Raw genomic sequence first — 18,569 nt, forward strand, 5'->3', positions numbered from 1 at the left:
TGATCGCACGTGCGTGTGTCGACATCATAATCGGCAGTATTCTGCCGAAACAACCTGCTTTTCGAGTCGGCACTCCGGCCTATCCGAGAAATCGGCAGGATGCCGCCGAAATGACGCTTTCGGTGCTTGCCTGTACGCGCTGAAACCTCGCCCCGCACACCGCTGCCTCGTCGCTCGTTGTCTGCGGAGCCGACACGCGCGAACACCCGTACCGCGGAGGCTCACCGGGTGTGTCCGGCGGCCGATTGCCATGCTTGGAGAATCCGCTGGGACGCCGGCCTTTTCGATGCTCCGCAGGTGTGGCAGCCACCTGCGAAGAGTGCGTGTGGTCTGCGAAGACGGCTCTTCACTTGTTCGGCTGTGGCGCTGATCTTTTCGGCAGGCGGACGATCGAGTGTTTGGCCGAACTCGAAATGGAGGTTCCGTCAACGGATTGCGCGGACCGAGGGCAGATCTACTTCGGCAACTCGTAATGCCCGCCGAACGCCTGACGCATCGCCGAGAGCAGCTTGTCCGCGTACAGCGATTCCCCACGCGAGGAGAATCGCGCGAACAAGGCGGCCGAGAGCACCGGTGCGGGGACCCCGACGTCGATCGCGGCATCCACGGTCCACCGGCCTTCACCGGAGTCCGAGACCCGCCCGCCGAACGAGTCGAGGTTCGGGTCGGCGTACAGCGCGCCGGCCGTGAGATCCAGCAACCACGACGCGACCACCGAACCCCGTCGCCACACTTCTGTGACTTCCGGCACATCGATGTCGTACTGGTAGTACTCGGGATGCTCCAGCGGCGTCTCCTCCGCAGAGAACTCGCCCTTGTGCGCCGCGCCATAGTTGGCCTTGTGCAGGATGTTCAGGCCCTCCGCGTAGGCGGCCATGGCGCCGTACTCGATGCCGTTGTGCACCATCTTCACGAAGTGACCCGCACCCGCGGGGCCGCAGTGCAGGTAGCCCTGCTCGGCGGTTGAAGGGTCCCCCGTTCGGCCGGGTGTGCGCGGCGCGGCGTCCACGCCGGGCGCGATGGACTTCAGCAGCGGATCCAGGTACTTCACCTGCTCGGCCTCGCCGCCGATCATCAGGCAGTAACCGCGGGTCAGGCCGAAGACGCCGCCCGAGGTGCCGATGTCCAGGTAATGGATGCCTTTCGGGTTCAGCTTCTCGGCCCTTTTGATGTCCTCGTGGTAGCGGCTGTTGCCGCCGTCGATGATGATGTCGCCGGGTTCGAGCAGCTCGGCGACCTGGTCGATCACCGCGCCCGTCGCGCCGGCCGGGATCATCACCCACACCACCCGCGGCGTCTCCAGCATGCCCACGAATTCCGGCAGGTCGGTGCTTCCCCGGAAGTTTTCGCCCAGCTCGGCGCGCAGTTCGTCGATGTTGTGGGGCTTGCGTTCGTAGCCGACGGCGGTGTGCCCGTCCCGGGCGACGCGGCGGACGATGTTGGCGCCCATCCGCCCGAGGCCGATCATTCCCAGCTGCATTCCGTCCATCTCCTCGTATGTGCGAGCTGTCTGGCGGGTCGTCCTCGATTGTCCCCGGGAAGTGTGTAACGCGGGGTGCGCTGCTCCGATAAACAGATCGGCTCCGCGCAGTTGCCAGACCCCCGACCCGGCAACTGCGCGGGGCTCTTCCGCGTTCTGGACGGTTCATTGCGCAAGGTTTGCTGCGCGTCCGAGCTGAACGGACGTACCGCGAGGGGGCAACTATCGTGGGGTGGTGACCCGCAACGTGCGCGGTCCTGAAATACAGCTTCATCTGGGAGGACGGTTCGTGACCACCGAGTCGAGCACCGGACACCGCGGCCGCGACCGACATCAGAACGGCGAGGCCGGACTCCGTCATCTACTCGAATCGAACCGCGAATCGCCAGATGAGATGAAGACCACAGTGTTGCCGGTCACGCCGCCCGCCCAGCCGCCTCAGTGGCAGGGCGACTCTGCCCTCACCGAGCCGCTACGAGTTTCCGGCCGCGCATCCAGCAGCGCCCCGCATGCGTACGGCAGCATGCCAGCAGGCGGACCCGGTGGAGCCCCGCACTCGCCTGGCAGCGTCCGGCACGCGCCTGGTGATGTCCCGCACCCGCACGATGGCGGCCCGTACATGCCTGGTGGCGGCCCGCACGCGCACGGGGGCGGCTCGAACGCCTCTGGTGGCGGCGTGCCCGCTCCGGGTGATACCGCATACGCGCCCGGCCCCGCGCCTGATACCACCGCGTACGGGCCGGATAGTGGCGCGCACGTCCCAGGCAGCGCCGCACACGCACCCGGTGGAGCCGTTCACGGCACCGGCGCGCACGACCATGGTCGGCCCTCCGACACCGGATGGGCGACCCATGCGGCCGATCGGGAGACCGAGGTATTCCAGGCGACCGACAGCGCCCGCCCGTCCAGCGCGGAGAAGTCGGGCGCGGGCAGGCAGCGCTGGGAGAACGCGCGCAGATCCAGACCGAGACCGGGACCCGCCGATTCCGGGTCGTGGTGGCGCAGGCCCGCCATCCGTCGCGCCGGAATCGCCGCGGGAGCCCTGATCGCAGTGGGCGGCCTCGGCTACGCCGTCGACGCCGTGCTCTCTTCCGGCGACGTACCGCGTGGAGTCGTCGTCGCCGGGATCGATATCGGGGGGATGGACGTCGACGAAGCCGACGCCAAGCTTCACACTTCCCTCGACGGCCGAGCCGGGCAGCAATTGCCGCTCCAGATCGGCGACGTACGGGCGGAGCTCACCCCCTCCGCCGCCGGCCTCGCCGTCGACTGGGAGGGCACCTGGGACCGCATCGGCGGCCAGCCCCTCAATCCCTTCGCTCGTCTGGTCTCCTTCTTCGGCACCCGTGAGGTCGAGGTCGCCAGCGTCGTCGACGACGCCGCGCTCGACCGTCAGCTGACCGCGCTGCGCGTGCACGACCGCCCCACCGTCGAGGGCACCATCCAGTTCCAGAACGGCAAGCCGGTCGCCGTCCCGCCCGTGCCAGGCCGCGTGCTGGACACGCCTGCCGCGCGAAACGAGTTGATCGACAACTGGATCGAGGGCGGCACCCTCGAATTGCCCGTCGTCCCAGCGCCGCTCACCGTCCGGCCCGAGTCGGTCGAGCGTGCGCTGCACGAGATCGCCGAACCCGCCGTGCGCGGCGACGTGGTGTTCGCGGGCAAAGACGGCGACGCACGGCTCACCCCCGAGCAGATCACGACCGTACTGAGTTTCGCTCCGGACGGGCAGGGCGGTCTCGCCGCGAACTACGACCTGAACGCCGCGGCCGCCATCCTCGCCCCGCAGCTGGCGAAGTCCGAGGTGGAGCCCAAGGACGCGACTTTCGCGGTGAGCGGAGGAGCGCCACGGGTCGTACCCGCGGTGGTCGGCGAGAAGATCAACTGGCCCAAGACCCTCGAACAGCTGTCCGCGCTGCTCGCGGCCTCCCAGCAGCGCAGCGCGCCCGCCGTCTACGAGAAGGTCGAACCCAAGCTCACCACCGAGGCCGCGCAAGGGCTCGGCATCGTCGAACAGATGGGCTCGTTCACCACCAGCGGCTTCAGCGGCCCGTCCGGCGTCAACATCCGCACCGTGGCTCAGAAGGTGAACGGAGCCGTCATCCAGCCGGGAGAAACATTCTCGCTCAACGACTTCACCGGTCCGCGCGGCACCGCGGAAGGCTACGTCGAATCCGGCATCATCGACCACGGACGCCCGAGCACCGCCGTCGGAGGCGGCATCAGCCAGTTCGCCACGACCCTCTACAACGCCGCATACTTCGCCGGCCTCGAAGACGCGGGCCACACCGAACACAGCTACTACATCTCCCGCTACCCGGCCGCCCGCGAGGCCACCGTCTTCGACGGCGCCATCGACCTCAAATTCCGCAACAACACCCAAAGCGGCGTCTACATCGAGACTTTCGCCACCGCCTCGGACATCACCGTCCGCCTCTGGGGCACCAAGACGGTCGACGTCGAATCCATCACCGGCGACAAAACCAAGCCCACGGAACCCACCACCGTCACCCTGCCCAAGGGGAAGGACTGCATCGCGTCCGAAGGCGCCCCGGGTTTCACGATCTCCGATACCCGAGTGATCAAAGATCGGAAGACCGGGCGTGAAGTGTCGCGGGCTACGCGGACGGTGAAGTACGACCCGATTCCCGTCGTGAAGTGCGAGTGAGCGTCAGGGACGAATTCGGCTGCGCGGTAACCTGATCCGAGCTTCGAGGCACGATCGGCTATTTCATCGCGGGTCCGAGGGCGACGCTGCGAACCTGAGGTCAACCGCACTGTCGACGGGCCGGTTCTGCGCAATTCTGTTTTCTCGCTGGCTAACTGGTGATGGCGGTAGGTGAGCACGGCTGTCCACGCGCTGCCCTGCGGGGGTGAGTGGCCGGGAAGTCCGCCCGTGCCGACTGTCCTGACACCGCTGGAGGCGGGCTCACCAGCGGTTCAACGCCAACTCCCGCATGTCATCGATATTCAAACGTATGTGCGAATCTGGTCGTCTGCATCGGTTGGGTGGGCCGTTCCAGTGGCGGATTACGGCTCTTCGAGCCGATGCGGTACGGATGCTGAACACCCGCGGGCGGCGGTTCAATGAAGGAATCCGCTTCGGCTTGTGAGAGGTCCGCTTGCGAATCCGAGTCGGGAGGCGGCCGACCGCGGCCGGTGCCTGGTTCATCGAAGAGCCGCACCGAGGTGCACATCCTTGTGGTGACGCTGTTCGAGAAGGCTGGGGAGTGGTGTTCGGTGGGGAATTCCGATCACGATTCGTGTGATCCGATCGCGGTTCCAGTCCCGCTCGCGCTGTGGTGCACGGAGGCCGAACTCGTACGAAATACGGTACCGCTCAGTACTTAACGACCGTCGATTGTGCGTCCGGTTCGAGCCGGGGATGGCCCTCTGGGTGGCGCGCATGGGGTGGATGTGTAGCGGATGGCTCCCTCAGGCCCGCGATGACGTCGGGTGCCGCGACGCTACGAATCACCCGGATTTGGCAGTGCGGGCGAGTGTGTTTGTGAATCGAAGGTGTGCGGACTGTGCGGCCGCCGATCAGCGGCCGCCGCGAATCTTCAGTTACCCGCCCGACGCGACATTCGAACTGGATTCCTCGGCGAAACGTTCTGTTGCAGGACAACTTTGGTGAGCTTCGTCGGCGGTGATGGGATATAACTACCGTGATTCTGGGACGACAGTGGGATTTCGTCCCAGACTCGCGCTCGAAGTCGAGCACGGAGATGAAGGGGAACTGTGGTCGTGGACCAGATCGGCTCGGTATCGGAGTTGGAAACGGGGCGGGGCGTAGGCGCTGCGGCGGCACTCGGCGCGGCGATCGGTGACGATGCGGCGCAACGCATTCTGCACGGCACCGCGACGTTGTGCGATGTGGTGCTTGCTTCTTGGGTGATGGGCGTCGACACGGTTCAGGCCGTCGTCGAATACGCCGAAGTGGCCATCGAGTCCGCAGTCAAGGGTGTGACGGGTTCGCGCTGCGCTTGAAATACCGAGTGGGTCGCTGAGCCCGTGCGACGCACCGTTTCATGGTCGGGGATCGACTGCCCGGGACCGTAGATCGGCCCCGGGCAGTAATCGATGTAGGTGTGGTCGCTCAGTCGGGCCGCTCGATGTCTTTCAGTGCCATCGTGACGAAATCGCGCATGGGAATCTCCAGCGCCTGGCACAGTGCGTGCAGCTGTTGCATGTCGGGTGACCGTTCGCCGTTCTCGAAGCGCTGAATCGTGCTGACGGCGAGGCCGGTCAGCTCCGACAGTTGCTGCCGGGTCAGATCGCGGCGCGCTCGCGCTGCCCGCAGTTCGTTGCCCACCGCCCGATTGATGCCCGAAACCGTCTCTTTCGCACCCATATGGACCATTCTGAGGTCCGAATGGCTACCTGGCAAACGACATGTCACAGGGTTCATCTACTCTTCACGGCGAAGCTCGCGGAGCAACGCAAGCGCCGTATGGGATTGCAACTAGTCCAAACGGACCTTAAAATGATCCGTATGGATCGTTTGGATGACATGGTTGCGGAGCGTGTGCAACACGTTCTTGCGAAGCGGGGGATCGGTCTGAATGACCTGGTCAAACACGTCGACATGCCCGCCGCGGTGCTGAAGCGCCGGTTAGCTGCGGACAGTTCCTTCACACTCTGCGAACTCGCCCGCATCGCGGCCTTTGCTGGTTGCCGGACTGCCGAGCTGATTCCGGGGATGGGGGAGAAGTGAACGCTGGACGGCAGTTGCGGTCTCGTGCACGTGCGAATGGCTTCGCATCCGACCTGTCTCAAACCTTTTGTGACTGGAATCACTCGCAGATGAGCGGCGAATTTCGCTCGCCGGGCGATCGATCAGCTACCGACTCGGCCGCGCTCGAGTGCGCCTTCGGTGAGCTCGCGCAGTCGGCCGGATCCGGCGACCGGACGTCCTCCGCACCGGCTTGCCCGATGTTGGCCGGACCGTTTGTCCTCATCCACGATCCGCGTGACGCGGCCCTTGTTACCCCATTCGAACTCACTGGCATGGCGAGATCGAGCAGGGCGATACGCGCTACCGATTCCGTTCGTCTCACCTACGCGCACGCGAGCGATGAAAGGTCCCAGGTCTAACCATGCTACGCGCCAAAAGCGTTCGCGCACTGTGGAATCCAATATCGACATCCGAGCCGATCGACGTACTGATCATGCCGGGCACCTGGAACCCGGATGGTGACGGTATCAGCGCCGCCTTCGCCGATGCCCTGAACCAGAAGCGCTTCCGTCCCCGAGTCGTCTCCTACCCGGCGGACTACGGCCGAACGATGCCTTACGCGGAAAGCTTGGCGGCGGGTCGGCGGGCGCTGATCGCCGCGATCGACGCGTCGCCCGGTCGCCTCGTGCTGGCGGGCTATTCGCAAGGGGCGGCCATCGCCGGCGACGTCGCGGCCTCGCTCGGTCGAGACGAACTCGCGAGGGTCGTCGCATGCGCTCTCATCGCCGATCCGCTCCGTCCGATGGGAAAGTGTCTCGGCGCAGACCCCGGTGGCTACGGCATCGCGGGTCAACGCGACGTGCCGAACATCCCGACCTACTGGGCAGCCGCGCCCGGAGACCCGATCACCGCTCTGCCCGCTGGCAACCCGCTGCGCTCGATCGCCGACCTCAGCGCGTACTTCAGCCTGTCCTCTCCCCAGGCGGCGCTGCGGTGGGGGCAGAGCCTGCTCGACGCGGCCACGCGACGGCAGCTGCAACGCTGGTGGTCGCCACAGAATTGGCGCAGCTGGTCCGGCGCTGTCGCGTACGCGCGCGGCTACCTCATCGATGGCCGGCACACCGAGGACTACATCCGGCATGGCCACGCCGCGCGGCTCGCCGAGCGGATCAACACCGAAATCGGACTGCGGGGGCGGGTGTGAACGACGAGCCGAATCAGCTGTATCTGAGCCGCGCCGGAATTCGCGAGCTCGCCGAACTGCTCCGTGAAATCCCCGATCTCGCCGATGATCTCGCGATAGCTCGGACGCGACAGGCGAAGCTCGGCGCCCGTGGCGACTACCGCATGCGCCACCGTCCCAGCGAGCAACCGCTCCCGTACAACCCGGCGGCCGCACGCGCGGCGGACCATCTGCACGCGGTGCTGGTCGGCTGGGTCCGGCTCGTCTGCGAACAACGCGGTCTCGGCTACGCGGGTTCGACCACCACCGCCGGACTTTCGCGATGGCTCGACAAGAACCTGATCGCACTGGCGATGACCGAAGGCGTCGGGGGCGCGCCGCAGGAGATCGGCCAGGCAGTGCGCGCGGCGACGATGATCGTCTGCCCACCGACGACCGCTATCGTCTTCGATTCAGCGATGGTCGAGCAGGCGCGCGCCCACCGGCTCAACGCCTCCGGCATCGCCACGTTGGCGAAGGAACTCGGGGACGAGTACCGCAATTTGACCGTCCGCCGCGTTCAGACGCTGCGCGACTCGGGCAAGATCACCCCCGTGCCCGGCCCGTGGGCTCCCGACTGGCCCGAGATGTTCGTCGTGGGAGAGGTGCTCGACCAGCATCTGGCCTACCCCAGCAGGTCGCGGCGCAAGGTGGGGAGCAGCGCCGGCTAGACCCGTGTTCCATGATCGCGTCGTGGCTACGATATTGAAAATGGTTGCCGTCCACCTGGTTATCCCGGTTGGCGGCAATCTTCTTTTCGCCGGTCCTCCTGCCCAAGGGCGTGGCGGAACCATCCGATTACTGAACCGGTATCCGTATGCGACCTACCACGGCGCCGATCGCCCAGCGCAATTCGCGTGGCTCACCGACTCCGATCGGCACACGTGACCACGCGCCTCACGCAGGCGCCAGCGATGTGCGACGTCGAAAAACTCTGTGCACCAACGACCAATCTCACCGCACTGGCGCCCGGATGGTTGACAAGAGCGGTCTGCTCTGCGTCCGCCGCGCCTACGCCGCAACGTGATCGCTCGGTCGATCGAACGATTCGAGCGCTGAAGAATGGTGACTCGGGAGGCCCTGCCGGTCCACATGCGTTGTGGAATGCGATCGAGAACGAAGACCGGTCTCGGGTGGGGTATCGGCTGATCAAGACCGATATCGATGGCGCAACCAGTTCGGCGGCCTCGAGGCCGACGACGCCAAACGATCGAAGGATCTCGAGCCCGAAAACGTCACCCTGAAAAGGCTTCTCGCCGAGGCAGAGTTGGAGAAAGCGGCGTTGAAAGAGGTCGCCAAGGGAAACTTCTGACCCCGGAATGCCGGCGGGCCGCCGTGGCTCATCTGATGAGCGTGCTCGAGGTGAGCGAGCGGTTCGCCTGCCGGGTCACGGGGCAGCATCGAAGTACTCAACGCCACCCGCCGGCGTCGCAAACGCCCACTGATCCCGATTCGGCACTGCGGGATTGGCTGCGAACCTGGGCACGGAATCATCCGCGGCAGGGCTTCCGCCGCGCATACCACGACGCTCGCGCCGAAGGCTGGACGGTCAACCACAAGAAGATCCAACGCCTCTGGCGCGCCGAAGGGTTGCGGGTGCCTACCCGGCGGCGCCGCAAACGGATCGGAACCTCCACCGCCACCGCGGTGACCGCGCAGGCACCGAACCGAGTGTGGGCGGTGGATTTCCAGTTCGACGCCACCGACGACGGCCGCCCGGTCAAGATCGTCTCGATCATTCCGCGCTGGGCTACCAGATTCCGGCCGGATTCGCTGCCATCTGCATCCACCGATAATCGGCTCTCACGCTCAGTGGACCGAAGCACGGGGTCCCGTCAGTTGGATGAAATCGAAGCGAGCAGCGAAGTGGATCGACGGAATGGCAACATCTACAGCTGGGAGTTCCAGGAACTCCTTGGCCCAAGCATCCCGACTACATGCGCCGCCAGGATGCACGCAGAACTCGATGCCATCCGGGAATGCGGCCGACATCAGCGCGGCACTGCCACTGGACCTCAACCAGTCGATGTTCGACAGCTTCTGTATTCCATTGTCGATGTGGAGCTGTCGGAGACGTTGCGCGGGCTGGTGGTCCCGTACAAGCGAGCCACCTACGACAGTGTCAGCGGCGCATGGTTGAGCGGGCAGATCCGCCTCGCACCCCGGGACCGGTATCAGACGAACTTTCCTGGGACGCTGTCTCGGAATGGGTTGCCATGCCGAGCGCGCGGGACATTCGTCGGGAACTCGCCGACTATCCCCGCACAGTCGATGCGATTCCCTCGTGGATGCGCGAACATCGTGGTTGATAGTGATGACCACGGTGCCTGATTTCGGTGGCTGCGGCAAGGGCGTCGGCGCAGCCACCGAAATCCAACTAGGTGAGGCTGCTGCCGATCCTCAACGGAAGATACACAACGCAGCCTATCGGACTTGTTCTGCGCAACAGAGCCAGTGACGTCGGCACGGTGAATGCATCTCGACCATTGACGGTCGACTTGGCCTGACCGCCCTGTGCGGACCGTTCTTGGACCAGTGACCGGTCGAATGCCGACCCGTTCCCGATGTTCGGATAATGCTGCAGCACAAGCCCGCCACCGTTGACACGATTCATGCTGCATCGATCCGGAAACTCCGGCACCGGATGCTGTTTGGTGACGGGAGGAATCAGGGCAGAACCTGCGGAATGACGTCCGGGGCGATCGCGCCGACGATCAAACCGACCAATGCGCCCTGGAAAGCGGGGCCGAGGGCGCACAGTGGTATCAAGGGAATTCCGACGATGGTGGCGGCGCAGACGACAACTCCGAACACGCCCCCGACAATCGCACCCGCTGCCGCGCCATTGGCCAGCGGATCATGGTTGGCCGCATTGGGATTGGTGGCGATGTCCTGCGGTACCGCAGCCGCCACCGGTTGCAGGACCTCCGCAGTAGCCGGCTGTGCGACATCCGCGACGGCGGGCTGCTCGATGACCGGGATCACCTGCTGAACCGTTCCCGGAGCCTGCGCAGCCTCGAACGTCTGCACGACGGGGACCGCCTGTGGGGCGACGCCCGTGGCGTCGGCAGAAGCTGCCCCCGCGCCCGCGAAGGTCACCGCGATCGCAAGCGGCAACGCAGCGATGAGAGCCTTACGGCCGAATTTTCTGCTAGTCAGACGCATGATTTCCCCTATCCTCCCGACCCCGCAGAGGCTGCAAACCGATTGGCGGGCAGCATGTTTCGCGGTGCGAATTACAACGGTGAAGTTCTATCCGATCCTGGTCACCGAATCAAGTCCTGGTGCTGTTGTGCGTCTATGCTGTTCGGGCTGGGCGGCCATGCGGAGTATGGGCCGGAGTCCGCAGCCTGCAACATGATTCGAGCATTTTGCTCGGCCGCCCTTGTCCGTATCGCGATTCGCGCCGCCGCCCAACCGGCTCCGATTGGCACATCGTCACCACGCGCCTCACGCAAGCGCCGGTGCTGTGCGGAGTGGGAACCGTCTGTGAACCGCCGACGGTTCCCACTACGCCGCCGTCGGCACGGTCGACAACGGCGGTCTGCTCGGCCTCCGCCGCACCCACCTCATCGTTCGTCGGTCGAACGATGCGAGCACCGCTGAGCGATGCCTCGGAGGGCCAGTTCTGCGGCCGAAATATCTACTCTCACCAGCGTTTTCATTTACAGGCGAAAATCGAGTGTTGACAATGCGATCGCGTTAGGTGAAGATTGGTGCAGCGCCAGAGCTGCGCCTTCACCCGGAAGGCATCCGGGAATCTTACTCTTTCGGATCTTTTTGATCTATTTCCTCGTGGCCTTGTCGTGTTCGAAGCCTCGGACGCAACAGGGCCACTGCCATACCGGAGCCTGTTCGGCTTCCACTGATCATGCGGCACGCCCCCGAAACCCTTCCGATGTCGATCGACAAGCGGGGCAGAGCTTGCCGCAGAACCCCGGATGCGTCGCCCGTCTCCCGCCACCCCTGTGCGCGGTCGCAGACGACGCGGGCGTCCGGGTTCGCCTCGCCCCCGGCGTGCCCCTCCAGGCCGGGGGCGAGGTGTCCATCCCGCCGACTGCGGTTCGGTCGGCCATCCCGCGAGGAGGCACCCATGGACGACGCCCTGCGCGAAATGCTGGAGCTGAACATTCACACCGCTCTGCCGACGCCACCCACCGCCGACCTGGCCCACCAGATCATGCGCGTACACCGCGAATGCGCCACCGACTGCTGCCGCCGCAAAGACCAAGCGCGGCGAACCCTGATCGCCGAGGGCTGCATAGTCCCTGACTCCTCGCGCACCCGCTGACCCCACCAGCCCGTCCCGCAGACTCCTCTCTCCCGCAACACAATCGCGGTCGCAGAGAGTCCGAGCCGCGGGGCGCCCGCCCCACCCCCGGTTTTGCTACGAGCCGGGGGTGGGGCATCCCGACCAAGCAGTGAAATCACGTAACGAGTAGAAGCTCATGGACGGTTGAACGATGTTTTTCGAAGACGTGCGAAACAGCCCGCAATTCACGCGCTTTGCCGATGGCGGGGAAGTCGAGGAGGGCCGACTTCCAGATTATGACGACGGGTTTCTTGCGACGACGCGCCCCGGTAGGTTGGCTCCTTTTCTCCAGTGGTCGACCATAGCGTCGTCCGGGGGCCAGATGCTGGGCAAGGCGCTCCAGGGGAAGGCATTCGCCGCGGGTGGTGCGGTCGAGGAAGAGCACGGCCCCGAAAGCAGTGACGGCGGCTTCCTGTCCACATCCCAAACAGGTTCGCTGTTCCCATTTCTACAGTGGCACAACTGGTACAACATCTACCGGAACACCAGGGACCAGGTGACAGCGGCCGGCGGGGAGGCGGCGGTCTCGGCGCTCGCCGGTGCCGTTACCGGACCGGCGGGCGCGGCCGCGACGGCGGCGGTCACCGCGCTGACCAGCATGGCGGGCGCCGTTGTCGAACAGTTCTCGACGCAATCCGAAGCGCTGCGACGGTTCACTCCGTTGCCGATGTCGTCGCAGCCGCAACTGCGCACCCTCGAAGGTCGGCTCGGCGGCGGTCCGGATATCGACCGAAGCACCACCATCAACGTGATCGAGTCCGAAGGCTACGGCCCGGCAACGTCGAAGGACGCGCTGAGCAGTCGCGTGCTGACATATCTGTCTCACGTGCGCTGACCTTCGGAACACGCACCGCGACAAATCATTTCGTTTCTGTGGGAGCCGCGCCTGTCCTCTTCGCATGCGATCAGACCCGAGAGGAGGTGATGAGAATGCTCACCGTCGTCGCAGACGTCGTCAAGTTGATCAGCGATTTGATTCCGCTGTTGCTGCCACTGTTCGGGCTGTGATCCGCAGTGCCAGAACAGGGTTCGCGGGGCGGATGCGCCACTTACCGCGTATCCCTGGAAATCCGAGGGGCCTCGATCGCCGTCCGTCCGAGGCGTCGGCCCATACCTGAACGAATTCGTTTCCACGGAGCACCCGTGAACCCGACTCTTGGAGAAATCGTGCCTACCACCGAAGATTCCCCCGGCCTCGCCGAACAAATCGTCACCGACATCAAGGCCGTTGTCGCCCGCCTCGCGACCCTGAAAGCCGATATCGACGTCTTGTCGAACCTGGCGCAGGGCTTGGCCATGACCGTCGACGCGGCGCTTCCCGCGCCGGAGCCGACGGCGGGCAGCCTCGACGCCACCGTTTCGCTCGGCTCGGCATCGGAAGCGGTGTCATGACCTATCCAGTTGCGGGGGAATTCCCCGATTTCGAACAGTTCATGATCGATCTGTTCACCCCGGTCGCCACCACCGTCACCACGCTGCCTGCCACGTCAGAGGCGTTGCAGTCGGCGTTGCCGCTGATCTGGGTTCGCAAAATCGGCGGGACACTGGACATCAACGCGATCACCTACAAGGCGAAGGTGAACGTCGTTGCCTTCGGCACAACTCGTGGTCAGGCGCAGCAGCTCGCTGTGCAGATCCGTGCGGCGATGCTCGGAGCTCCCGCCAGCCGTGTCAACGGTGTGCTCGTCGACTACGCCGAAGAGGTCGTGGCCGACGAGCCGAAGTTCCATCCGCCGATCCTGCGGCGCAGCCGCGGTCTGACGGAGGTGCCGGATCTCGATCCGCTCAACCAGATGGTCGAGATCGCCTTCTCGATCGAAGCCCGCCGCCAGTAGGCGGGTGACGCCCATTTCCCGATGGGCCTTTCAGCGGTACCACCCGGTGCCGATCTTCGTTAACCATGCCCGCGTCCGCGCGGGCGCTCGAATGGAGACACATGCCTGCCACCAATCTCACGGCGCTCAAGTCCGCTCAGCGTTCGCTGCTGCTCAAGCCGCTCGACGCCGCCGTGTTCCTCGCGCCCTGGTACACCGCCGCGCCGACGGCGTTCACCGATGCCAGCGGCGCGCTGCAGACGCTACCCGCGGCTTTCAAGCCGGTCGGGCTGATCGACAAGAAGACCGGTGTGGCCTTCGCCCGCGGTATCACCGCGGCGCCGATCGAGGCCTACGGTGAACTGCAGCCGGTGCGCAACGACATCACCAGCGACATCACCACCATCGAGTTCCAGCCGCAGCAGACCACCGCGCTGACCCTCGAGCTGACCACCAGCGCGAACCTGGCCCAGGTCAAGTCGAACGCCACCTCCGGTGAGGTGTTCTTCCCGCAGCCCGCCTCGGAGCAGATCACCTACTACTCGGCGATCATCATCGGCAAGGACGGCAATGACGCCGAACCGATCTACGTGTTCAAGGTGCTGCCGAAGGTCGCCGTCAGCAAGTTCGGCGGCGAGCAGTGGAACCCCACCGAGGTGCTGGCGCAGAAGCTGACCATGGTCGCGTTCAAGGACGACACCGCAGGCTACGCCGTCGCGCACGGCTTCGGCGGCCTCGGCTGGAAGAAGATCGTCGCCCAGACCGGCATCGCCCCCGCGGCGTGACGCCGCTCGTCGCAGCGCGAATTCTCCCTTGATCACCCAGGTTCCGGCCTGGGCGTGGGGCGTGTCATGTGTCTCCGGTCATGGCACGCCCCACACCATTTCCTGTCCATATTTCCGGAGAAGAAAGCGGGTCCACCAGTGTCCGCCATCCCCACCGAATTCCCCGTCACGATGACCGACGGCGAGAACGACTACATCGTCTCCAGCGCCACCGAGTACGTCAACGCCGTCTACAAGCTCGGCCACGCACTGAAGGCCGAAGCCGCGGACGAGACCGCGCGCCGCCGCTCGGCCAAGTCCAAGTAACACCACACAACCCGGAGATCACTCATGGCTACCACACCCGAAGCGGCCGACAAGGCCGAGGCCGGCGGACGATTCTACGAGCTCCAGCAGGAACTCGCCCCGCGCAGACGCGGGCCCTACCGACTGACCGACGACATCGCTATCCCGCCCGTAACCCGGGGCCAGCTGCTGGCCCTGCGACGGACCCAGAACGACGACGAGCAGATGACCATCGTGCTGGGCGACCAGTACGAGGCCGTCGAAGCGCTGTTCGCCGAGCGGCCGCTGGACGAGTGGTACGCCTTCCAACGCGATCTATACGCCCACCTTTTCGGTCAGGGCTCCTCGGAGCTGCCGGGGGGATCGCAGGGCTCGTAGAGTTCTGGGAACGTTTTGGTGCCGCGCTCGACTACGACTTGCTCGAGCGCGGCATCGACGTCCGGGACTGCTTCGGGCCCACCTCGATTCGCACGCGCGACTGGCGCACCATCTGGACGTTCAAAGACCGGCTGCCGCACGGTTCACAGTATCGTTCGGCGCTGTCGATGGACCGCGAACTCGCCGAACAGATGGTCATCGCCGAAGAAGCGGCCGACCTCTACGAGGACGAATCGGCGAGGCCTGCTGGACCTACGCCCGAGGGCTACACGATCGATACCTACCTGCTTCTGTCGATCATCGATGCCCTGCAAGGCGTGCAAGCCGCGATTATCGCAGCTGCAGGCGGCGACCCGCCTGCCATCCGCCCCATGCCCCGCCCCGTCACCGCGGCGGATCAGGTACGCGACGAACATCGCGATCGCTCTATGCAAAACCTCATTGACCAATTCACCGCATACACCTGGGAGGACTGATGATCTTCTCGGCAATCTTGCCCGCTCAGGCGGCCGGTGGCGCGGACGCCACGGTCCTGGCCGGCGTCTATTCCCCCGGCTTTTACAGTGGCGACACCATCACGGATGTCGAACTGGTTGCCCCACCCGGCTATTCGGCCATCACCGGAGCGGCAACCAACAATGTGACCGTCTCGGTTCGCCACATTCGCAATGGCACGGTCCTGCGGACTTTCGCTGCCGTTACCACAACAGAGGGCACGAACCTGGTCCCCGAATCTCCGATCTCCATCCCGATCACGGCGCAGCCGGTCCTGCTGATGGGTGACGTGATCGACGTGCAGATGCACCAGAACGGGGCCGGCCAGGCAGTCGGAACCGGACTGACCGTCTACGTATTCGTCAGCTGAACGGAGTCCGAAGCTTCGCTCATTCGCATCTCAGATGGCTCATACCGATTGTCACCACGGTGACCGAGCCTTCCGGTGCGCCCTCGGGCCAGCCGGTGGCTGAAGCCCCGTGCTGCGGACCGGGCGTTCTCGTTGTGAGATCAATGGTTTCGACTGCACGGTCGAGCCACCATCCCGTGTTCCTACACATGTCCCATCCGCGGCCGTCGCTACCGCTCGAATACAACTCGAGTGGCAATCCGCGGGAGTCCCGTAGATGCTGCAGCAGGCGGTCGGCGACGCCGCTATCGGGCGTGCCGTCGGTACTGCCGATGGACAGGACGCGGTGGCACCACGGGCCTTGTCGCGATTCCGAGCACCAGGACGAATCCGCGAGCACCACAAGGCCATCGGGTAGTGGCAGCACCTGATCGGCGGCTGGCACCGGAACCGGTTTCCCGCCATAGGACGGCGAGCCGTCCGACCAGATCCACAGCATGAGCAAGACACCGAGTGGGCTTGCCACACAGTAGAGAACGACGAGAGCGCCACCGAGCGCGGTGCGAAGTGAAGCCATGCCACCCGCTCCTCGGTCGGCGATCAGACCCGCCACCAGGATGACCGCGCTGGCCAGGGTCAGCAACACCTCGACGCTGTACTGGACGTCGCGCAGCGTCCAAGCGAGGAACGACACCACCAGTTGTGTCGCCGCGATCGCCGCCAGTGCGACGCCTACCCATAGGCGATACCGCGGCGACCGCGCCGCCAGCAGCCAGCACACCAACGGAATGACAAAGACCAGTCGTTCCACGCGGCCAGCCTAGCCGCAGCCGCATTCGACCGCCCATCTGACTGATCTCGTTGTTGCGCGGTGGATTCCGTGAGGAGGAAAGCTATGAGTAGTACGTGGGACACGCCGCCGCCGAGTTTCGACAAGAAGCCGGACCAGAGCAAGGTGGACGGGCTCCGGCCGGGGCAGCGCACGCTGGTCTGGGATGCGGTGATCAGCGGTTCGATGGCTGGGGTCGATCCGCGCTTGGTGCTGGCTATCGCGCTGGAGGAAGCGGCAGACCAGCACGATGACGATGGAACGCTGCACGATTTGAATCAGTGGGGGAAGGGCCGGACCCCGTGGATCGGCAGGATGACCAACCCGGCCGGCTGGTCTCTGGGCATTACCAACATCAAAGAGCGCACCTTCGAAAAAGTCAAAGAGAAATATCCCAGCGTATTTCATGATCACGAATGGTCCGACCTCGCGAACGACGACACTCTGGCTGTTCGTACTACCGCCTACTATCTCAAGTACTTGCAGGAAACGTATGCCGGCGCGATGCCGGACGAAGTCAAGCGGAACTATACCCTGAATCAATTCTTGGCCTCGGCGTACAATGCGGAGTTCGATGCCGATGGCGATAACAATGTGTTGGAGTGGGTCAAAAACAAGGACCTCGGGCAAGGGGATTCGAGGGGCTATCGAGATCGCGTCAAGGACAAGCAGTGGCAGCGTGCCGAGTCCTTGCTATCGACGATGTGGACTTGGAAGGACCACTCTGGCATCCGGCCGATCAGCACAACGCTGGATTCGCCGGATCAACCTGCCGCGCTGCTGAACTCGTGGCTGAATACCGGTGCTTCGATCCTCGATTCGATTCTGCGCCCCGCGCGGGGCGCCGTGCCGATCGCTGGTGGCATGGACCCGAACCCGAATCGTCAGACGGCGGTGAAATATGCCGATGACTGGGCGATCATGAGCAACTGGGAGTATCCGAACTACGATGCGAGCGGCGGCGACTGCACGAGCTTCGCGTCACAGGTTTTGCACGCCGGAGGTTTTCAGTTCGATCCCTCGCGGGCCGACGACAGCTTCGCGGTGACCGACCGCTGGCATCCCTACAACCGGAAATACAACCACATCGGCACTGAGGCGCAGCATGAAGCAGGTGATTCGGCGCCGCGTCCCTGGCTGAATGTCCAAGGGTTGTACAGCTATATCGCCAACGGATACGGGAATACGAACGGTGGGCCGACGGGAACGCGGCTGGCGCCGATCAGCGTCAACCCGATCACCGGGAATCCCGATCCCAACGCGTTGACCAATGCCGGACTGCGTCCCGGTGACTTGGTATTCGTCAGTTTCGGCGAGAAGAACAAGGACGGGTCCCCGCTCCTCAGCCACACCATGGTCTACGCCGGCCACGGCAATGCGCGGCAGCGTATCGGTGAGGATGAAAACGGCAACCCGAGGTACCAGTACTTCGAGGACGCCGATTTCGTCGACTACCACAGCAGCAATGTCTACCACGGGTTCTGGGCCATCCCCAAGGTCGACGAGGACACGGAGAAGGTCGTTACGGACCGGACGGTCACTTACTACCCCGTGCGCATGAACTACCCCGGCGACGCGCAATATCCCGTCCAGCGAGCGGCGGGCGGTGACATCAGAGGTCCCGGTTCGTCCATCGGCGACAAGATTCCGGCGTGGCTGTCCGACGGCGAGTTCGTCATGAACGCACGCTCGACATCGGTGAACCGTCCATTCCTGCAGGCACTCAACGCTGACCCGTTCTTCCTGCAGAAGATGCTCGTGCAGCGGGATGCTGCCGCGGCGGCGAGAGCCAATGCGAATGCCGGCGGGTACGCGCCGGCGGCCGGCGGTGGGGCCGCGACCGTGAACATTTCCATGTCGAGTTCCGAGGACATTGTGGCGCGGTTGAAGGTGCTGTCGACGCAATGGGAGCTGATGAATTCCAGGTAGGCGGTATCGACGC

19 protein-coding genes and 1 pseudogene are annotated in these 18,569 nt (G+C 64.8%); 16 read left to right on the top strand and 4 right to left on the bottom strand.

The annotated features are described in order from the left end of the window. Positions 1 to 454: 454 nt before the first annotated feature. Positions 455 to 1,480 carry a phosphogluconate dehydrogenase (NAD(+)-dependent, decarboxylating) gene (gene gnd, locus NX1_RS15285; RefSeq protein ID WP_068059086.1) on the bottom strand — a complete coding sequence of 342 codons (1,026 nt, stop codon included), beginning with the start codon at positions 1,478 to 1,480 and terminating at the stop codon, positions 455 to 457. 523 nt (positions 1,481 to 2,003) lie between these two features. On the opposite strand from gnd, the gene NX1_RS15290 reads away from it, so the two are divergent. Beyond that, positions 2,004 to 4,148 carry a VanW family protein gene (locus NX1_RS15290; protein WP_444980708.1) on the top strand — a complete coding sequence of 715 codons (2,145 nt, stop codon included), beginning with the start codon at positions 2,004 to 2,006 and terminating at the stop codon, positions 4,146 to 4,148. A gap of 1,079 nt (positions 4,149 to 5,227) precedes the next feature. Beyond that, positions 5,228 to 5,470, top strand: coding sequence for a hypothetical protein (locus tag NX1_RS15295; protein ID WP_157119757.1), 243 nt, complete (start codon positions 5,228 to 5,230; stop codon positions 5,468 to 5,470). Between the two features lie 109 nt (positions 5,471 to 5,579). Here the strand turns inward: NX1_RS15295 and NX1_RS15300 are convergent, their stop codons facing one another. Then, the gene (locus NX1_RS15300) at positions 5,580 to 5,795 is read right to left on the bottom strand and encodes a helix-turn-helix domain-containing protein (RefSeq protein WP_169812238.1); all 216 of its coding nucleotides are present in this window, start codon (positions 5,793 to 5,795) and stop codon (positions 5,580 to 5,582) included. Positions 5,796 to 5,975: 180 nt separating this feature from the next. On the opposite strand from NX1_RS15300, the gene NX1_RS15305 reads away from it, so the two are divergent. From NX1_RS15305 to NX1_RS35410, 4 genes and pseudogenes are all read left to right on the top strand, one after another. Further along, positions 5,976 to 6,197: a helix-turn-helix domain-containing protein gene (locus NX1_RS15305; protein WP_157119758.1), complete on the top strand. Its 222-nt coding sequence runs from the start codon at positions 5,976 to 5,978 to the stop codon at positions 6,195 to 6,197. A 454-nt stretch (positions 6,198 to 6,651) separates the two neighbouring features. After that, positions 6,652 to 7,362, top strand: a complete 711-nt coding sequence (locus tag NX1_RS15310; protein ID WP_068058930.1) for an alpha/beta fold hydrolase — start codon at positions 6,652 to 6,654, stop codon at positions 7,360 to 7,362. Further along, positions 7,359 to 8,051 (top strand): hypothetical protein, encoded by a 693-nt coding sequence (locus tag NX1_RS15315; RefSeq protein ID WP_068058933.1) that lies wholly within the window; start codon positions 7,359 to 7,361, stop codon positions 8,049 to 8,051. Before NX1_RS15310 ends, NX1_RS15315 begins: the two co-directional genes overlap by 4 nt. A gap of 473 nt (positions 8,052 to 8,524) precedes the next feature. Further along, positions 8,525 to 9,120 (top strand): annotated as a pseudogene (locus tag NX1_RS35410) (IS3 family transposase); the annotation flags it as partial. 927 nt (positions 9,121 to 10,047) lie between these two features. Here the strand turns inward: NX1_RS35410 and NX1_RS15330 are convergent. After that, complete coding sequence (locus tag NX1_RS15330) at positions 10,048 to 10,497, bottom strand: hypothetical protein (protein ID WP_068058936.1); 450 nt, start codon at positions 10,495 to 10,497, stop codon at positions 10,048 to 10,050. Between the two features lie 976 nt (positions 10,498 to 11,473). Between NX1_RS15330 and NX1_RS15335 the strand changes: the two genes are divergently transcribed. From NX1_RS15335 to NX1_RS15370, 9 genes are all read left to right on the top strand, one after another. Next, positions 11,474 to 11,671, top strand: a complete 198-nt coding sequence (locus NX1_RS15335) for a hypothetical protein (RefSeq protein ID WP_068058938.1) — start codon at positions 11,474 to 11,476, stop codon at positions 11,669 to 11,671. 172 nt (positions 11,672 to 11,843) lie between these two features. Further along, positions 11,844 to 12,527 (top strand): hypothetical protein, encoded by a 684-nt coding sequence (locus tag NX1_RS15340; protein WP_157119759.1) that lies wholly within the window; start codon positions 11,844 to 11,846, stop codon positions 12,525 to 12,527. Positions 12,528 to 12,859: 332 nt separating this feature from the next. Beyond that, positions 12,860 to 13,084, top strand: a complete 225-nt coding sequence (locus tag NX1_RS15345; RefSeq protein WP_157119760.1) for a hypothetical protein — start codon at positions 12,860 to 12,862, stop codon at positions 13,082 to 13,084. Then, complete coding sequence (locus NX1_RS15350) at positions 13,081 to 13,527, top strand: phage tail termination protein (RefSeq protein WP_068058944.1); 447 nt, start codon at positions 13,081 to 13,083, stop codon at positions 13,525 to 13,527. Before NX1_RS15345 ends, NX1_RS15350 begins: the two co-directional genes overlap by 4 nt. 101 nt (positions 13,528 to 13,628) lie before the next feature. Further along, complete coding sequence (locus tag NX1_RS15355; RefSeq protein ID WP_068058946.1) at positions 13,629 to 14,291, top strand: phage tail tube protein; 663 nt, start codon at positions 13,629 to 13,631, stop codon at positions 14,289 to 14,291. 138 nt (positions 14,292 to 14,429) lie between these two features. Further along, positions 14,430 to 14,597 (top strand): hypothetical protein, encoded by a 168-nt coding sequence (locus NX1_RS36270; RefSeq protein WP_157119761.1) that lies wholly within the window; start codon positions 14,430 to 14,432, stop codon positions 14,595 to 14,597. A gap of 24 nt (positions 14,598 to 14,621) precedes the next feature. Next, complete coding sequence (locus tag NX1_RS15360; protein WP_068058948.1) at positions 14,622 to 14,954, top strand: hypothetical protein; 333 nt, start codon at positions 14,622 to 14,624, stop codon at positions 14,952 to 14,954. 38 nt (positions 14,955 to 14,992) lie between these two features. Continuing rightward, positions 14,993 to 15,430 carry a hypothetical protein gene (locus NX1_RS15365; protein ID WP_068058951.1) on the top strand — a complete coding sequence of 146 codons (438 nt, stop codon included), beginning with the start codon at positions 14,993 to 14,995 and terminating at the stop codon, positions 15,428 to 15,430. Further along, positions 15,430 to 15,819, top strand: a complete 390-nt coding sequence (locus NX1_RS15370; protein WP_068058953.1) for a hypothetical protein — start codon at positions 15,430 to 15,432, stop codon at positions 15,817 to 15,819. The genes NX1_RS15365 and NX1_RS15370 overlap by 1 nt, the downstream gene beginning before the upstream one ends. Before the next feature lie 19 nt (positions 15,820 to 15,838). Here NX1_RS15370 and NX1_RS15375 read toward each other — a convergent pair whose 3' ends face one another. Next, positions 15,839 to 16,609 carry a hypothetical protein gene (locus NX1_RS15375; protein ID WP_068058955.1) on the bottom strand — a complete coding sequence of 257 codons (771 nt, stop codon included), beginning with the start codon at positions 16,607 to 16,609 and terminating at the stop codon, positions 15,839 to 15,841. Positions 16,610 to 16,693: 84 nt separating this feature from the next. Here NX1_RS15375 and NX1_RS37220 point away from each other — a divergent pair, with 84 nt between their 5' ends. Then, complete coding sequence (locus tag NX1_RS37220) at positions 16,694 to 18,556, top strand: amidase domain-containing protein (protein WP_174555486.1); 1,863 nt, start codon at positions 16,694 to 16,696, stop codon at positions 18,554 to 18,556. The last annotated feature ends 13 nt before the right edge of the window (positions 18,557 to 18,569 follow it).

Source organism: Nocardia xishanensis NBRC 101358 (assembly GCF_001613365.1).
GTDB lineage: Bacteria > Actinomycetota > Actinomycetes > Mycobacteriales > Mycobacteriaceae > Nocardia > Nocardia xishanensis.